The organism is Bacteroidota bacterium, assembly GCA_008933805.1.
GTDB lineage: Bacteria > Bacteroidota > Bacteroidia > UBA8524 > UBA8524 > SB11.
This window is the reverse complement of record WBUH01000001.1, coordinates 69,153-85,573: the sequence shown is the minus strand read 5'-3', so window position 1 is coordinate 85,573 and position 16,421 is coordinate 69,153. Positions and strand designations below refer to the sequence as shown.

At 40.5% G+C, this 16,421-nt stretch carries 15 protein-coding genes; 1 reads left to right on the top strand and 14 read right to left on the bottom strand.

Going from position 1 to position 16,421, the window contains the following annotated elements:
- Window positions 1-10 precede the first annotated feature (10 nt).
- A complete protein-coding gene (locus tag F9K23_00370) occupies window positions 11-1,627 on the top strand; it encodes a DUF4139 domain-containing protein (protein ID KAB2918624.1) in 1,617 nt (538 codons plus the stop codon).
- Window positions 1,628-1,700: 73 nt separating this feature from the next.
- On the opposite strand, the gene F9K23_00365 is transcribed toward F9K23_00370, so the two are convergent.
- The 14 genes from F9K23_00365 to F9K23_00300 all read right to left on the bottom strand — a co-directional run bounded on the left by F9K23_00365 (window position 1,701) and on the right by F9K23_00300 (window position 16,284).
- Window positions 1,701-2,654 carry a cytochrome c gene (locus tag F9K23_00365; protein ID KAB2918623.1) on the bottom strand — a complete coding sequence of 318 codons (954 nt, stop codon included), beginning with the start codon at window positions 2,652-2,654 and terminating at the stop codon, window positions 1,701-1,703.
- 261 nt (window positions 2,655-2,915) lie between these two features.
- Complete coding sequence (locus F9K23_00360) at window positions 2,916-3,557, bottom strand: hypothetical protein (protein KAB2918622.1); 642 nt, start codon at window positions 3,555-3,557, stop codon at window positions 2,916-2,918.
- A gap of 3 nt (window positions 3,558-3,560) precedes the next feature.
- Entirely contained in the window at window positions 3,561-3,929 is a 369-nt protein-coding gene (locus tag F9K23_00355; protein KAB2918621.1) for a DUF983 domain-containing protein, read from the bottom strand.
- Between the two features lie 42 nt (window positions 3,930-3,971).
- Window positions 3,972-4,217, bottom strand: coding sequence for a hypothetical protein (locus tag F9K23_00350; GenBank protein ID KAB2918620.1), 246 nt, complete (start codon window positions 4,215-4,217; stop codon window positions 3,972-3,974).
- A gap of 1 nt (window position 4,218) precedes the next feature.
- Window positions 4,219-4,806: a DUF420 domain-containing protein gene (locus tag F9K23_00345; GenBank protein ID KAB2918619.1), complete on the bottom strand. Its 588-nt coding sequence runs from the start codon at window positions 4,804-4,806 to the stop codon at window positions 4,219-4,221.
- Window positions 4,803-5,459, bottom strand: a complete 657-nt coding sequence (locus tag F9K23_00340; protein ID KAB2918618.1) for an SCO family protein — start codon at window positions 5,457-5,459, stop codon at window positions 4,803-4,805. The genes F9K23_00345 and F9K23_00340 overlap by 4 nt, the downstream gene beginning before the upstream one ends.
- Window positions 5,459-5,815: a cytochrome C oxidase subunit IV family protein gene (locus tag F9K23_00335; protein KAB2918617.1), complete on the bottom strand. Its 357-nt coding sequence runs from the start codon at window positions 5,813-5,815 to the stop codon at window positions 5,459-5,461. The genes F9K23_00340 and F9K23_00335 overlap by 1 nt, the downstream gene beginning before the upstream one ends.
- 49 nt (window positions 5,816-5,864) lie before the next feature.
- Window positions 5,865-6,626, bottom strand: a complete 762-nt coding sequence (locus F9K23_00330) for a cytochrome oxidase subunit III (GenBank protein ID KAB2918616.1) — start codon at window positions 6,624-6,626, stop codon at window positions 5,865-5,867.
- A 12-nt stretch (window positions 6,627-6,638) separates the two neighbouring features.
- On the bottom strand, window positions 6,639-7,274 hold the full coding sequence (locus F9K23_00325) for a cytochrome oxidase subunit III (protein KAB2918615.1): 636 nt from the start codon (window positions 7,272-7,274) through the stop codon (window positions 6,639-6,641).
- A gap of 12 nt (window positions 7,275-7,286) precedes the next feature.
- Window positions 7,287-8,189 (bottom strand): protoheme IX farnesyltransferase, encoded by a 903-nt coding sequence (gene cyoE / locus F9K23_00320; protein ID KAB2918614.1) that lies wholly within the window; start codon window positions 8,187-8,189, stop codon window positions 7,287-7,289.
- Window positions 8,189-9,262 (bottom strand): heme A synthase, encoded by a 1,074-nt coding sequence (locus tag F9K23_00315; protein KAB2918613.1) that lies wholly within the window; start codon window positions 9,260-9,262, stop codon window positions 8,189-8,191. The genes cyoE and F9K23_00315 overlap by 1 nt, the downstream gene beginning before the upstream one ends.
- A 17-nt stretch (window positions 9,263-9,279) precedes the next feature.
- Window positions 9,280-11,094, bottom strand: coding sequence for a cytochrome c oxidase subunit I (locus F9K23_00310; protein ID KAB2918612.1), 1,815 nt, complete (start codon window positions 11,092-11,094; stop codon window positions 9,280-9,282).
- Window positions 11,095-11,232: 138 nt separating this feature from the next.
- Window positions 11,233-13,041, bottom strand: a complete 1,809-nt coding sequence (locus F9K23_00305; GenBank protein ID KAB2918611.1) for a c-type cytochrome — start codon at window positions 13,039-13,041, stop codon at window positions 11,233-11,235.
- Between the two features lie 207 nt (window positions 13,042-13,248).
- Window positions 13,249-16,284 carry a tetratricopeptide repeat protein gene (locus F9K23_00300; GenBank protein ID KAB2918610.1) on the bottom strand — a complete coding sequence of 1,012 codons (3,036 nt, stop codon included), beginning with the start codon at window positions 16,282-16,284 and terminating at the stop codon, window positions 13,249-13,251.
- Between the last annotated feature and the right edge of the window lie 137 nt (window positions 16,285-16,421).

Here is a 16,421-nt window from a genome sequence, read left to right as displayed (position 1 = left end):
ACTACTGCCTATGAAAAAAATACAGGTCTTTTGCTTGTTGCTGTTGGTTGCGGCAAGTTGTTTCGGACAGGACAAACTAAAAGAAGTACCAACAACTATCAGCGAGGTTACCCTGTACCTATCAGGAGTTACAGTTTCGAGAACAGGTCAAGTGGATGTAGAGCAAGGCACTAACCATTTGATTTTATCCGGCTTGAGCCCCTATCTGGACAGTAGAAGTGTACAAGTGGGAATGGGTACTGATGTGAATATCCTATCGGTGAGTGATAACTCTTCTACAACTATCGACCCCAAAAAAATGCCTATTCTTAATTTTCTACGCGACTCTATTGATGCTGTAAAGTTTGAATTGGAAACTGAACGTAATAATGCCGATGTGCTAACTCAAGAACAAAACCTGCTACTGGCCAATATGAAAATAGCCGGTGAAAAAGGTGTTGTGGTACCCGAACTTGAAGACGCTCTTGCTTTATACCGTCGCGAATTGCCTGAAATTAAACGCAAAATGCTGTTGTCGTCCATTCGCCAGCGTAAGTTGCAAACTCAGTTAGATACGTTGAACAATCGCTTTAATGAGTTTAAGCGTAATAATGAAAAAACCACACGCGAAGTGCATTTGACGGTTAATGCCGATAAAAAAGTGAAAGTAACGCTAAGCCTGCAATACTATGTTGCTGATGCAAGTTGGACTCCGAAGTATGACATACGCAGTGTAAAAATTACCGACCCCATTACGCTTGCCTACAAAGCTGAGATGCGTCAAAATACAGGCGAAAACTGGGACGGAGTGAAAATGATACTTTCTACCAATAACCCCATGTACACCCCTGCCCTTCCGCAGTTGTTTACCAATTTTGTTGATTTGAACGGGTGGTATATGCAAAACCGTCAAGCCATGCCTAACGAAGCTGACAATAATTATCAATATAACTTTGATAAAGGTAAGACCAACGCATTCACAAGTCAGTATTCTAATGCCGAGGTAAATACCGATATTTCTTTTGAAGTTCCTTTTGCGGTGCGCCTTGCCAGCGATAACCGTCCAATGGTAACAGAAGTGAAGAAAAATCAGCTTCCGGTTTCTTATAAATACTTTACCGTACCTAAGGCTGAGTGTACCTCGTTCTTAAAAGCCCAGATAACAGGATGGGAAGACCTTAATTTATTAGAAGGTGATGCTAATCTGTACCTTGAAGGTACTTTTTTAGGCAAAACAGGTATAAATCCTAATCAGATTGAAGATACACTATCATTATACATGGGTAAAGACCGTCGTTTGGTAGTAAAACGTACAAAAGCGGCTGAGAAAAACGGTAAAAACTTCTTTGGCAACAAAATAGTGCAAAGTGTGGTTTGGGAAATTGAATTACGTAACACCAAAAAAGAAGCAATTACTGTTGAGGTACAAGACCAAATACCTGTATCTAAAAACGATGATTTGGAAGTAATAAAAGATGATTTAGGAGGTGCTGAACTAAATGCTGAAACCGGTTTATTAACCTGGAATAAAACTTTACAACCGGGCGAAACTATTAAACTACGTTTTGGGTTCACGCTTAAATATCCAAAAAATAATAGTGTTGCCCGCCAAAAACTACAAGAACTGCGCAGGGATAATTATTATTAATCGTTTATCTAATTCGGTAAATAAAAAAGGTTGGGTAAATGCCCAACCTTTTTTATTTATAGCTATTATTAAATTAATCAGCAATGGTATTATTTATTGCAGGTATTGTACGCAAGTATGCGTAGATAGCACTTATTTCACCCTCAGTTAATTGATTGTAGGGCAACATGGGGTAGCGCAATTGTTTGCCGTTTTTGCGTTTACCGTAACGCATGGCATTCACAAAATCCTGCTCTGTCCATGTACCGATACCTGTACCGTCAGGAGTAATATTTTTAGACAGGATTAATTTACCCTGTAAATCCAATAGTTTATTTCCACCGCCATAAAATCCTTTTGACTGTTCAGGGGCAAGCTCGCTATTGGTAGCAAAATCAGCACTGTGACAGGCAAAACAGGCATACAGGTTATTTGCTAAATATTTACCCCAAACTTCTTTATTAGTGGTATCGGGTACCGGAGTTGCAGAAGCCGGAAATGGCAATGGTTTTGCACCATCAACAAAATTACTAAGAGCTTTCATCAAAAATCCGGGTTTGCTGGCAGGAGGTTCTTCGCTGCTGGCCTTCAACCCGTATGCATCACTGCGCAACCAAGATATAATGCTATTCATATCTTCATCACTCAACAAAGGGAATTTAGGCATATAAGGAGGCGCATAGCTTCCGTCTTTACGTAAACCTGTACGCAAGAAATAAATAAGTTCACCATCGGTCCAATTACCAATACCTTTAGTTGCATCATGGGTAATATTCATTGAATATATTTCTCCAAATGCGGGAGGTAAATCAATGATACGCTTACCCACCAATTTATTGTTGGCATCACTATGGCAATGAATACATAACATTGATGCAATTTTCTCGCCCTTAGCAATTCGTTCAGGGGTTGATTCAACTTTTACTTCGGGTATTTTTGGGGCATCGTAAGTAGGTATGCCTTTAAAATGAACATAAGCCGCAACAGAAGCGACAATAATAATTAATGAACCGAGCAATATGCCCAGTATTTTCAGGAATTTTTTCATTGACTTTGTAGGTTTGTACAGCTAAGATAAATGTTTGTTTTCTGTTTGTAAAGAGTAATTTGCTGGATGGCAGCAAGTTGCGGAACGATAAAATAACCCAAGCTCCGCCACGGGTGTGATTTTGAAATTTTCATAGTTTGTAAAAAAATGGGTGCAAATATAATGGAAGTGAACTAACTGCGTTACCGTTTTTTCACGGTATTTCAGTTATTTAAAGTAACAGATTTTTATAGGAGCAAAATGCAATATGATTAACTTCTGTTAAATAAATTTTCTTTTACGAAATAGAAATAACACTGTAACAAATATTGGCACAATAATACTAACCCTATTTAGACTGCTTATATTGGATATTAATTCATACCCACAACAACCCCAGCTGCCTATCATAAAAAGAAGTAATACGATTGAAACACCTTTTCGGCTTTGTTCTTCGATTTCCTGACATCCGTTTCCGGATTTGTTTGGGAGTTTTTTTGTTAGTATTTCTCTTAATTCCGAATAATTAGAATATTGCTTGTTCCCAATCGAAATAGATTTATCTGAATAGCAAATCTTCACATTAAGCATATTTTCTCCTATTCTATTAATAAATGATGTTTGTTCATAATGTGTTATATCTGTACGCAGTATTCTTCTTTTGTATCCAAAAAGCCCTTTATACAGTATGTAATCATTATACACTTCAATTTTTTTGTATAAATGAATCGTTAGGCTCAGTAAGATTAAAAAGCAGAATAGCAAAATCAAGATGAATATTGCAGCAGAAAATGATAGATTCCCGTTACCTAGCATTAGAGTTGATAGTTCGATTATTAGCCATAAAATGGCTAATGGGAGCAACCAAAATAAATAAAGTCTTGTGCTAAACTTAGAAACAATTATTGGTTTCTCTTCCTCCATGCACTACTGTTTCTTCACTGCATTCTTATCGTATTTGTAGCCGCTTACAAAATGCAGGGCAATCATACGTGAATACCTGAATATTAGTGTAGAGCCTAAGATAACTATACCCAATATCCAAAATAAATAGGTATTAACGCTCGGATCATCTAAAAAGAGGTTTAACAATACCCCAACTATTACACCAATAGCTACATTTATTCCGTAGCTTATGTACATAGCACTCCAAAAGAAACCGGTTTCTTTTTCAAACTTTAATCCGCAAACGGGACAATGCTCATTAAAGTGTAGAAATTTGGTGGGATTGTAGAAAGAATGCGTGAAGAACTTTCCGCTACGGCATTGCGGGCATTTACATTTAATAAATGCCATTAGCGAACTGTTTTCCTGTTTATTGCACATGAATATGAAAAATTAAGCCGTTGCTCTGCGCTTACGGTAACTACGGTACCAAAAGAAACCTACCGCACCTACCAATATATAGGGCATTGCCAGTAAGTATAAGATACCGTCGTTTAAGCCCATACCCACAGTATTTCCCTCTTTCAAACCTGATTCAACGGAGGTTTTACACATGGGGCATTGCGCTGCTGCCTCGTTTACGGTAGCAAATAAGCATACAAGCACTACTAATACTATGATTTTGGTCAGGCTTTTCATATTATGTAAGGTAATATGGAACAATGAGCAAATATACAACAACACCGGTTACCGAAACGTATAACCATAGGGGAAATGTCCACCGTGCAAGTTTTCTGTGTTTATCAAATTGCCCGGCAAACGAGCGGTAAATGGTAAATAATACCATTGGCACAATTGCAGTAGCTAATAATATGTGTGTTAATAGTATGAAGTAATAAATATACCTCAAACCACCTGCTGCTGCAGCTTCTTCAGCACTTATCAAGCTATCATGGTTAATATCACCAAATTTGGTTTCAGCTGCCAAATAATGGTAAGTAACATACGACACTAAGAACAAGCCCGAAAGGAAAAATGCCGACAACATCAATGCTTTATGCGTACCCTTTTTTTGATTGCGGATAGCGAAATAACCGGCTACCAAAAGTATTGAAACTGCTGAGTTGATAAACGCATTAAGCTTGGGAAGGAAGGTTACATCAAAACTGCCTTGCAACCCCTCTTTTCCGGGAATAAACAGCAGTAGCGCAACTACCAAGGGTATGGCAATAGATATACCCAGTATTATGCGGAAGTATAGTTTATCGTTAGTTGCAAAGGTGTTCATAAAGGATTCTTGTATTCAGCTAATAACAGTTTAATATCTTCTTTCAGTTGCAATACCTCGTTCATCTTTAAACCGTCGTATGCACCGCGAATGCGTTCTTCTTTATCTACCAAAATAAGGTGCTGCGAATGTGCAATTTGGTCGGCACTGGCACCATCAGCCTTAGGCAGCAAATATTGATTTTGTATAAAGGCTATTTGCTCGTATTTACCGGTAACAAAAAACCAATTACCGTAGCGTATATCTCTCACCCGGGCATATTCTGCAAGCACTTCTGTGCTGTCATTCTCTGGGTCTACAGTATGAGATATAAATACTATATCAGGACTTTGCTTGTATTTATCATACACCAAAGTAAGGTTGTTGTTCATCTTAGGGCAAACACCCTGACAACGGGCAAAAAAGAAGTTTACGATGCGTATTTTACCCTTTACGCTATCGTTAGTAAGCAAAAAGCCCTTTTGGTCTGTAAAACTAAAAGGGCCAACAGTATGGTATGTAGTATCTTTTGCTCCCGCGGCTAAATAACGGTCGCCGTATATGGGTAGTATAGCTCCGGCTTTAAAAGTGCCTTGTTTTAATAGTGCTACAAAACCTATGGGTAGTATAAAAAGTAATACTAGATAAATCTTTTTCCGTGCGGGGTTGCTCATCAGCTGTTAAATGTGCTCCAAAAATTGCCTTCGTACAACATCCACGCTACAAAAAACACGATAAACATGGTAGGAACCACAACACTAAGAATAAGGCTTGTGCGTTCATGTTTTAAGTGCATAAAGAACCCTACAATAAGTACGGCTTTTACCAAACCTAAGCCGATAAACAAAATGTTACGACCCATGCTTGCCGGTAATACGAAGTACAATATAATATCCACAACAGTAATGGCAGTCAAAATCCAGAAAGTCCTCCAGATTTCGCTAGTACCATGGCTTTCTACGTGGTATAGTTTCTCCTGTGCGTTCTCGTACAGGTAAGTATCTTTATCTTTATATTCTACGTGTGACATTATTTGCTATTAATTTAAATGTTACGGTGAATCTCTTATTATTTAAAAATTATATCAGGTAGAAGAAGGTAAACACGAATACCCAAACCAAATCTACAAAGTGCCAGTAAAGTCCTACTTTTTCAACCATCTCGTAATGGCCGCGTTTTTCGTAAGTACCCCTCAACACGTTGATATAAGTTATTATGTTTAGCACCACGCCGCTTAATACGTGGAAACCGTGGAAGCCTGTTACAATAAAGAATAGAGCAGAGAAGGTAGGTGCTCCGCTTATACGGTCAGCAAGTTCCCAATGTATGTGCCCAAATAAACCTAAATGTTCGGTTTTCTTTATTCCTTCAGCACTTAGAGCAAAGTGGTTACCGTTTAAGGTAGCACCGTCACCAATAAACTGAGTCCATTCCCAAGCTTGGCAACCCAAAAATGCTGCACCACCAATAATGGTCATCAACATATAACGGGCTACTTCTTTCTTAGAGTTACGATGTCCTGCCTCAACCGCTAACACCATGGTTACCGAACTGAAGATAAGGATGAAAGTCATCAAACTAACAAAGAACAAAGGCAAGTGGATTCCGTGCAAAAACGGAAAGTGATTAAACACCATATCAGGCAAAGGCCAAGGCAAGCTGGTATCGCCTGCGGCACTAAAGCGGTGTACACCATAGGTTATCAGCAAACCTGAAAAGGTGAAGGCATCTGATAACAGGAAAAACCACATCATCAATTTGCCATAGCTTACATTGAAGGGTGAACGCCCGCCCGACCATGCGTTTGTGGGGTTGGCTGTTGCTACTGAGTGTCCTGACATTTCTGTTTTTTCTTAGCGGTTCAAAAATAAAAACAAATAAAGATATATCCATAGTAGGCCTACAAAATGCCAGTATGTTTTGCACATACTGATGCTAAGCAGGTTCTTCTTATGAATGTTTAATTTAAAACTTTGCACTGTCATAACCAGCAGAAATATAATACCGCCCAATACGTGCAATACGTGTGTGGCTGATATGATATAAACAAAACTGCTGGCGGGGTTTTGGCTACCTACATGGGTAACACCGTATTGGTTTATATACTCTTTACTGGGTGCATTATCGCCGGTAAGCGTAAACCCGTTTTGAGTCATTTCGGCCCAGCCAAGGTATTGTGATACACAAAACACAATTCCTAACGCCAATGTTATCACTAACCCTATTTTTACTTGTCCAAGTTCATCGCGCTTGGCGGCATAGTAGCTCCATTGCATTGCAATACTGCCTAGTATGGCAATCACCACACTATACATAAACTGCATCGGCAACGGAAAAATATCCCAGTTCCCTTCGGCCCTGCGTACAATGTATGCACTGGTGAAAGCAGCAAACAACATTATCATAGCCACAATCATTACCCATAAAGAGAACTTTTTGGGGTGTACGGCGTAGTTTTCTGTCGGTTGTTTAGTTACCACTGTATTCATTGTTTATTTCCCTCACACTTTATCAAATACAAAAGCCAGCAACACTACGGGCAAGTATATAAATGCTGCAAACATAAGCGTGCGGGCATTTTTTATACTGCAATCTTTATACAAGCGGGCGGCTAGCCACACCATAGCTGCTGAAGCTATCAAAGCAATAATGGTTGATACCATTCCTACAATTCCTATTTGCAAAGGCAATAGTACTGCGGGTATCAATACGGTAGTCCAAATCAGTACTTGGAATGCACTTTTCTTGCCGCGTCCTTCAAACGAAGGTAACAGGTAAAAACCTGCACGACGGTAATCATCGTCTAATATCCACGCTACTGCCCAAAAATGGGGGAACTGCCAAAAGAACTGAATTACAAACAGGGCAATTGCACCTGCATCAATACTACCCGTTACAGCAGTCCAACCCAACATGGGGGCAACTGCACCGGGAAATGCACCTACAAATACTGCTATGGGCGATATACGCTTAAGCGGAGTATAGATAAATGCATAAGATATCAATGAAAACAAGGCCAAATAGCCTGTTACATCATTAAAATAGTATCCTAGTAAAAACACACCGCCTAATCCTGTAACAAGACTAAATATGATAGCCTCGTTTATTCCCATACGCTGGGTTGCCACAGGACGATTGGCTGTGCGCACCATCATTTTATCGTAATCACGTTCGATTACCTGATTAATACCGTTGGCTGCACCAACTACCATAGTACCGCCCAATACAAGCAGCCAAAACAATGGCCAGTCTATTGTTGCAGCAGGTGCCAATATAAAACCCATAGCAGCTGAAAACACTACGGTAAGTGTCAGCCTGAGTTTTAATAATTGGCTGTAATCACGCAGTTTGCTTTTCAACGAAAACGAAACAGGGCTTACATTATCTATGGTTTTGCTAATCATTAAGTACTTTTTTCTTCTATAACACTGCCCTTGTAATTGAATACAAGAATGGCAACATAAAATTGTGCGGCTATCAGCATACCTGCAAGGGTAACGTGCAGTAAGCGTGCAACCGCGGGAAGGTCGAAAAAGATATTTGCTGTGCCCAGCACAATCTGTAATGCAGCTATGCCTAATCCCCAACTAAGGGCGCGCACCAGCATATTACTTTTTTCTAACCGGTTGGCAACCATCATGTATAGTACCATCATGGCGGCCATTACAAATACCGAAAGGCTTTTGTGCGATGCCAAAACATAATCTACAAGTTGTGTCCAACTGTGTCCACTGCCTTGTGCTTTCGGCATCCACTCATCAACCGCTTCCCTCACTTTAGTCCCGTAATAAATCTGAACTAACGTAAGAAGAATAACACCATACACCAGCACTTTAAGCCAGCCTAAGTGTTTAATCCGGTCAAGACCTTCGGCGGCATGGTTTCTAAAAACGGCAGCCATCATCAATCCCACGGTAACTAAAGAGGCCAGCATGTGTATGCTGATGGTATCTCCCTTTAAATTACTCTCTACTACTTTGGCGCCAAGCCATGCCTGAAACAACGTAAATAAGAACGATGCGATGCTTAATAAGGTAATCGACTTTTTTGTTTTCCAATATTGGAAAGACGACAACAGTGTAAGCACCATAAAAATACCCACAAACACACTCACCATACGGTTTACCCATTCAATGTATGTATGGGTAGGATTATAAAGAGCGTAATCGTGTTTGGTATACACCGACCATTGGGTCGGCTCGAAACTTTGTGAAGTGGTGAAATTGCTTTGTGCCACCCACAGCTTTTCGTCTTTTATTATCATTTGCCCCTTTTTGTATTCATGGTTGGGCTTCCATATTAATTCGCTTTCGTCTGAAGGCGGGATGTAGTAACCAAAACATTTAGGCCAGTCTGGGCAACCCATTCCTGAACCTGTGATTCGTACTAACCCTCCTACAAAAATCAGGAAGAGGATAGAGGCAACAGAAAGAAGTCCGATTTTTCTGAAAAACGTTTCTGATAAAATCCTCTTCACTATTGCCCCTGTTTATATTATCTGAAACTAAACCACCTTCTTAGTACTGCAAACAATACTTTAGATTCGGTGCTTTCGTGTGAAGTTTCAGGTGCGTTAGCATTGTGTATCGGAGCAGTTTCAGTATGTTCAATAGGCTCAAGCTGTCCTTCATCAGGCACGTTTTGAGGGATAAAATCCTGCTCAGCATCAGGCCTGCTGTAATCATAAGGCCAACGGTAAACGGTTGGTATTTCACCGGGCCAGTTACCGTGAACGTGTTTAACAGGAGCAGTCCACTCAAGAGTGTTTGATTTCCATGGGTTTTGCTCTGCTTTCTTACCCCAGAAGATTGAACGTACAAAGTTGTACAAGAAAATCACCTGAGCGATAGAAGCCAATATAGCAGCGATGGTTATAAACTCGTTAACGTTTTGCCATTGTGCAAACTCAGGCATTAGGTTAAAGAATGCATAACGACGAGGTACACCGGCCATACCCATAAAGTGCATTGGGAAAAATACCATGTATGCTGCTGCAAATGTTAACCAAAAGTGAACATAACCCAAGGTATTGTTCATCATACGGCCATACATACGTGGGAACCAGTGGTAAATACCGGCCAACATACCAAATATAGCAGCACTACCCATTACCAAGTGGAAGTGGGCAACTACGAAATAAGTATCGTGCAAGTTAATGTCAAGGGTTGCGTTACCCAACCAAATACCTGTTAAACCACCGGTGATAAACAACGACACCAAACCGATACCAAACAACATACCGGGGGTGAAGTGGATATTACCGCGCCACAATGTAGCTAAGTAGTTAAAGGTTTTAACAGCTGAAGGCACAGCGATAATCAACGTCAATATCATAAATACTTCGCCCAAGAATGGGTTCATACCTGTGATAAACATGTGGTGACCCCATACAAGGAATGAAAGGAACGCAATACCCAACAATGATATAATCATCGCGGTGTAACCAAAGATTGGCTTGCGGGCATTGGTTGCAATTACTTCAGAAGTGATACCCAAAGCAGGCATCAAAATGATATATACTTCAGGGTGACCTAAGAACCAGAACAAGTGTTGGAACAAAATAGGGCTACCGCCAATGTTATCCAAAGCTCCTAAACCGTTTGCCCAAATATCAGACAAGTAGAAGCTGGTACCGAAGCTACGGTCGAATATCAATAGTAAACCTGCGCTAAGTAGTACAGGGAATGAAAGCAAACCAAGTACCGCAGTTAAGAAAAATGCCCAAATAGTAAGTGGCAGACGGTTCATGCTCATACCTTTGGTACGCATGTTTAGCACTGTAGCGATGTAGTTAATACCACCCAATAGTGATGATACGATAAACAACACAATAGCTATCAGCCACAACGTCATACCCAAACCTGAACCCGACATGAATATCTCATTGGCACTCAACGGAGGGTAGATTGTCCAACCACCTGATGCAGGACCTGAACCTACGAATACTGAAATTACCAACACTACGCTCGACATGAAGAAGAACCAGTATGATAACATATTCATAAAGGGCGATGCCATATCACGTGCACCTACCTGCAATGGAATAAGAAGGTTACTAAAAGTACCGCTTAGACCGGCTGTAAGTACATAAAATACCATGATGGTACCGTGTATGGTAACCAAACCCATATAAAAGCCTGCGTCGATACGACCTCCTTTACCCCATTTACCCAAAATGGTTTCTAGGAATGGGAAGGTTTCATCAGGCCAAGCAAGTTGAAGCCTGAACAATACGGACATGAACATACCAATGAAACCCATAATAATCCCTGTTACAAGGAATTGCTTTGAGATCATTTTATGGTCCATACTAAAGACATACTTCGAAATGAAGGTCTCTTTGTGATGGTGCTCGGCATCATGATGCCCGGCATGTGCTGTATGTGTTTGCGAGTGGGCCATTATCTAATTACAGTTAATATCGTTTTAAAAATTACTTTACTAAAATTACTTGGCGTTCAAAGCCATTACCTGTGTTTTGGTAGTATCTGTATCAGCAGGTGCAGGTGCGTTTGCAGGTACTGCCTCAGCAGCTGGAGCAAATGCAGGTTTTTGTTCTGCAATCCATTTTTGGTATTCTGCCTCAGTTTCAACCACACGTATTTTAATCTTCATGTTATAGTGGGCAGCACCGCATATTTTGGCACAATACAAGTAGTAATCAAATTTAGGGTCTTCCAAAATACCGCGCATTTCGGCAGTAGTTTTAGTAGGGGTAAACCAGAAAGTAGTTGGCATACCGGGTACGCAGTTCATCTGCATACGGAAGTGAGGTGAGTAAGCACTGTGTATTACATCGCGGGCACGGAATACAAAGTGGATAGGTTTGTTTTTAACCAATACTATTTCTTTCAACACCAAGTCATCGTCAGCTGTTTTGTTAAACATCTTTTTGTCGCCTTCTAAAGCGGCCAAACGTGATAGGTGAGCTTTTTGCAAACGTATTTTTTGTACCAAACCGGCCATCTCTTCTTTTTCTTCAGAAGTTGGATCAGGTATGGTTTGCATACGCTTGTAAAGATCTTCGTTTTTAGCAAGGTTAGTATCAACCTCGGCTTTTAGTTTAGTATATTGGTCTTCAACACCCAAACCTAGCGGGTTGGTACCTGAAATAAGGTTAAAGCTGAATTCGCCCAATTTTTTATCGGCACCTGCATAACGAACGTTCCAGCCGAATTGGTAAGCAAATACCTCAACGGTTTCAGCATTCTCAGGAGCTTTTTTGGTAATTGACGACCATTTGGTGAAACCGTTAATTACCAACACGGTAAGTGCTATTGCAGGGATGATAGTCCAGATATACTCCAACATATTGTTGTGAGGGTAGAACAACGCTTTACGGCCTGGTTTGTGACGATACATAAACGCAAATACAAACAGGGCAATTTGTGTTACTACAAACACAAAACCTGTTATGTATAAGGTGGTCATCAACATACTATCAACCGAAGCACCATGCTCAGAAGCAGCATTATCTATCAAGGCAAATTTACCGTGAACTTTAAATTCCCAGAAGGTAGCACCCAAGCCCACAACCATAAACACAATCATCAACCAAGCGTTGATTCTGTGAGGGTTTGAGAAAGGTATGCCTGTATAACGGCTGATAAGCCCTAATACATTAAATACAGCACCCATTATAATAAGTACCGCAATAAGTATCAGCACTATCAAAAAGTTGATAAGGCTTTTTACACTGCTGGTGGCTTCTTTATCTTTAACATCAGGATTATCTGGATTGATTGGGGGTTTCGGTCCATCCTCCTTTTTTTCATCACCACCACCGCCAGGAAGATCCGTAGGATTAGTCTTCAAGTAAGCGATGATATCGCCAATTTGAGCATCAGTCATCCACTCAAAGTTGGTCATCACAACCCCGAACTTTTCTTTTAATTGTTTACCAACGGGGTCGCCAGCGTCAATCATTTTATCGGCTTGCTTAATCCATTGTTTTAACCATGCTTCCGGCCTACGTGTGGTCACGTCTTTCAGAGCAGGGCCTTGACCGTCCCTACCAAAAAAGTGGCATGAAGTACAGTTTTCTTCAAACAATTTCTTGCCCGTTTCTACATTACCATCAGCGTATGCTGTGGGGGCGAATAATACAACGGCTAGTAGTACAGTAAGTGCCGAGGTTAGTTTTTTAATGAGTGTTCTGAGGTTCATTACTTTATATAAGCGATTACCAAAGTTGCCTAAAACCCTTGTAGTTACTACATCTTTTAGCAATAACCACGATTTTTGGAGCTTGCGCAAATTTATATCAAAATCAATATTTAACTAACATTTGACAAAAATTAAATACTTCATATCGAAATGTTTTTGCAAACTGCCTATTTAACAAGGCCTTTGAAGGTGTTTAGAACGGTTTTAAATTTCATGACCCGTAGCCAAAATAAAAAAGCGGCTACCGATGAACACCGATAACCGCTTTTTTTAAAACATTTAATAGCAAAATAGATTCTATTCTTCGCCAATATCCTCCAAAATGGTTTTTGCTTCTTCAACAATACCGTCTTCTTGGTCTTCGTAACCGTCGATTATACTTTTTAGTATCGCCCTCGCTTGGAAAAGTTCCTTCCTGTCCACATGTATTTCAACTTGTAGCAGCAATGCTTTAGCCTTCCAATAATCGTACGATGCAAAGTTTTTCACCACTTCCATAATGGTTTTCTCTGCATCGGCAGCACGGCTTTTATTATACTGCACTACTGCAATACTGTATTTAGCTTCGGCACCGTATTGGTTGTCGGTAAGTTTCAGCACTTCTTTGGCTGCATCCTCTGCTTCTTGCCATTGTGATTTTTTCAGGTTAAGACGCAACAAGTACAAGTTGGCCTCTATTATTCCCTCGCGGGTTACTTTTTCATAGGCCAGCAGTTTTTTGCTGTAGGCTAGGGTTTTATCATCAAGGTTCAGGTAATAACTGCAACGCATTTGTCCTAAAAGACTCACCAGCATATTGTCTTTCTCGCGGGCAAGGTCTTCCAGTTTTTCGTACAAAGGCAGCGCATTGGCATAATCCTTTTTCAGATAATATATAGTAGCCGCCCAACGGGTAGAGGGTTCGGCAAACTCGTACCGTTTTTTATCCAGCACATATAAATAGCCTTCAAGCGCTGCATCAAAGTTCTTTTGTTTGTTCTCACAGTTGGCTTTGTAGTAGTTAGCCTCAACTGAATACAACCCTTGTGGAAAGGCTTTCAGGTATTTGGCAAATTCTTTTATCGCATCAGGGCAGTTATCATCTTGGTAACGGCTAAGAGCAGTTTCATACATCGCGCTGTCGCGGTAACTGTCTTTATAACGTTTCTTACCTTTGGTAGCCATGTAATCAAAAAACTCCTCTACTTGGCCTTTGCTGCGGTATATTTCTTCCAGCACTTGCGATGCTTCGTTATACTCAGGATAGCTGCTGTAATTTTCAATAATCACCTTCAAATCTTCGATGGCCTTATCGTTTCGGTTTTGCTGATAGTGCAGTATACCCAAACGCAAACGACATTTAACGGCATACGCACCGTTAGGGTTTTCGCCCAATAAATACCCGAAGCCACGTTCGGCCTCGGCAAAATTGTTCATGTTCAGGTGCACCATTGCTATTTCAAACAAGGCAGCATCCACCAATTCTGATTTAGGGAACTGGCCGGGTACCTTTTTCAGGGTAGATATTTTAAGTTCGTCTTTACCCTGTAATCCAAAAATCATCCCTTTCTGAAAATATCCGTAATCGCTATTGGGTGCTGATTTGGTGATGATAAAGTTATAGGCCTCCAACGCATCGTCGTACTTCTTTTGTATAAAATAACAATCGGCTAAGCGGGTCATTCCGTCTAAATAGCGGGGTTGTTGTTGGTTTACATATTTAACCGATTGTGTGAAGGTTTTAAAGCTTTCGGCTGCTTTACCATAGTGGGTAAGCAAATCGGGGGCATTGTTATCCTCGTTGGCTATTTTAATGTATGAATACCCCATGTTGTAGTGGGCGGCATCGTAAACATCGGTGTTATCGGCAGCACTGTATTTTAAAAACTCGCGGGTGTATTTAATACAATCCCAATACTTTCCATTGTTATAGGCTATCTCCCCTTTCCAAAAATCAGCAAGGGCATTTAGCTTGCTATCCAACGGATATTTCTTTGATTTATCTAAGAACCCAACCGAGTTGTTTGAGTTTTCCCATCCGTCCTCAAGCAATTGCAACGCATAGTAAAAGGTTATTTGCTGATACACACGTTGGGTTTGCTCGTTCATTTTGGTAATGGTTTCCAATACCTCAATGGCTTCTTTGTAGTTTTTGTTTACCAGCAATACTTCACCTTGCAAGGTTTTTGCTTCGGTAAGCAATTCTGATTTAGGGAAGTCTTTTAAAAACTTACCGATGGCCGTTAACGCTTCGCTGTTAAAGCCCAAATCGTAGCTAAGTTTGGCATAATTAAACGCCGAACGTTCTTTAAGTTTTGCATTGTAGGGTAATAACGAGGCTTGCAAAAAAGCATCCCTTGCATTGGTTTTACGGTCGAGGTGTAAGAAACACTCGGCTGCATTGTAATACGCATATTGGGTAATGGTATCTTTTGTACGGTTAATTAGTGTAAATTCTTGATAAGCCTTATCGTACTTCTTATTAGCGTAATACGCATAGCCCAAGATATAACGGTCGTTAGGCGTCATTTTTGAAAGTTGGGGCTGGTGTTCTTCCAACAATGGCAAGGCTTTGTCAAACTGGTCAAGCTGGTAATAGCATTGGCCGCGCATCCAGCCAATCTCCCTTTGGTTCACATTGCTCTTCATAGTGTCGGTAATCTCAAGCACTTGCTTGTATTGACCGCCGCCAAAGTATATCATGGCAATGTAAAGCGGAATTTCAGGCCCGTACACTTTAGAGTCTTTCACCTTTTCAAAATGGGTAAGGGCTTCGTTAAACCTGTTTTCCTTAAGAGCTATATAACCTAAATAATAATGACTCGGATAATAGTATTTGGTGGGGTCGTTGGCAGTTATCTTAAACTCCGGAATGGCTTCTTCCCATTTGGCACGTTTAAAATTGCTGTAGCCCAGCATAAAATGGTACTCCAAACTTTCATCAATGGTAAGTGCCTCGTCGTTGGTCTTCTTCAACTCAGGCACTACTTTGTTGTATTTACCGGTGTTGTAGTAATGGCGACCCAATTGAAAATGTGCCAGCTGTGTTTTGATATGATTGGGGTGTGCATCTATAAATGCCTCCAACCGCTCTTCTGCCCCATCGTTCTCAAGCAACAACGATGAAACTGCCACGTAATACTTTGCGCTAATGGCAAGCTCACGGTCGCGAGTCAGTTTTAAAAACTCCTCAAACTCTTGTATGGCACTGCCGTATTTTTCTTTGTCATACAACTCTATCCCGTGGTTGTACAAATTCACGGGGTCGCTCACCGCAGCGGTTTTCTGACCCCAAAGTACTGCCGGCAGCCACAAACCTAACCCTACTGCTAAAATTATTCCCTTCTTAAACATAATTAGCCCAAAATAAACTGCCCGAATTTATTAGTAAAACGACGGCTAATGGGTTTTCAGTGTGTTTATTTGTTAACAGCATCACGGGGATTGTTTAGTGGAATATCCACGTGGGATAGATTACACAAAAAATTAAT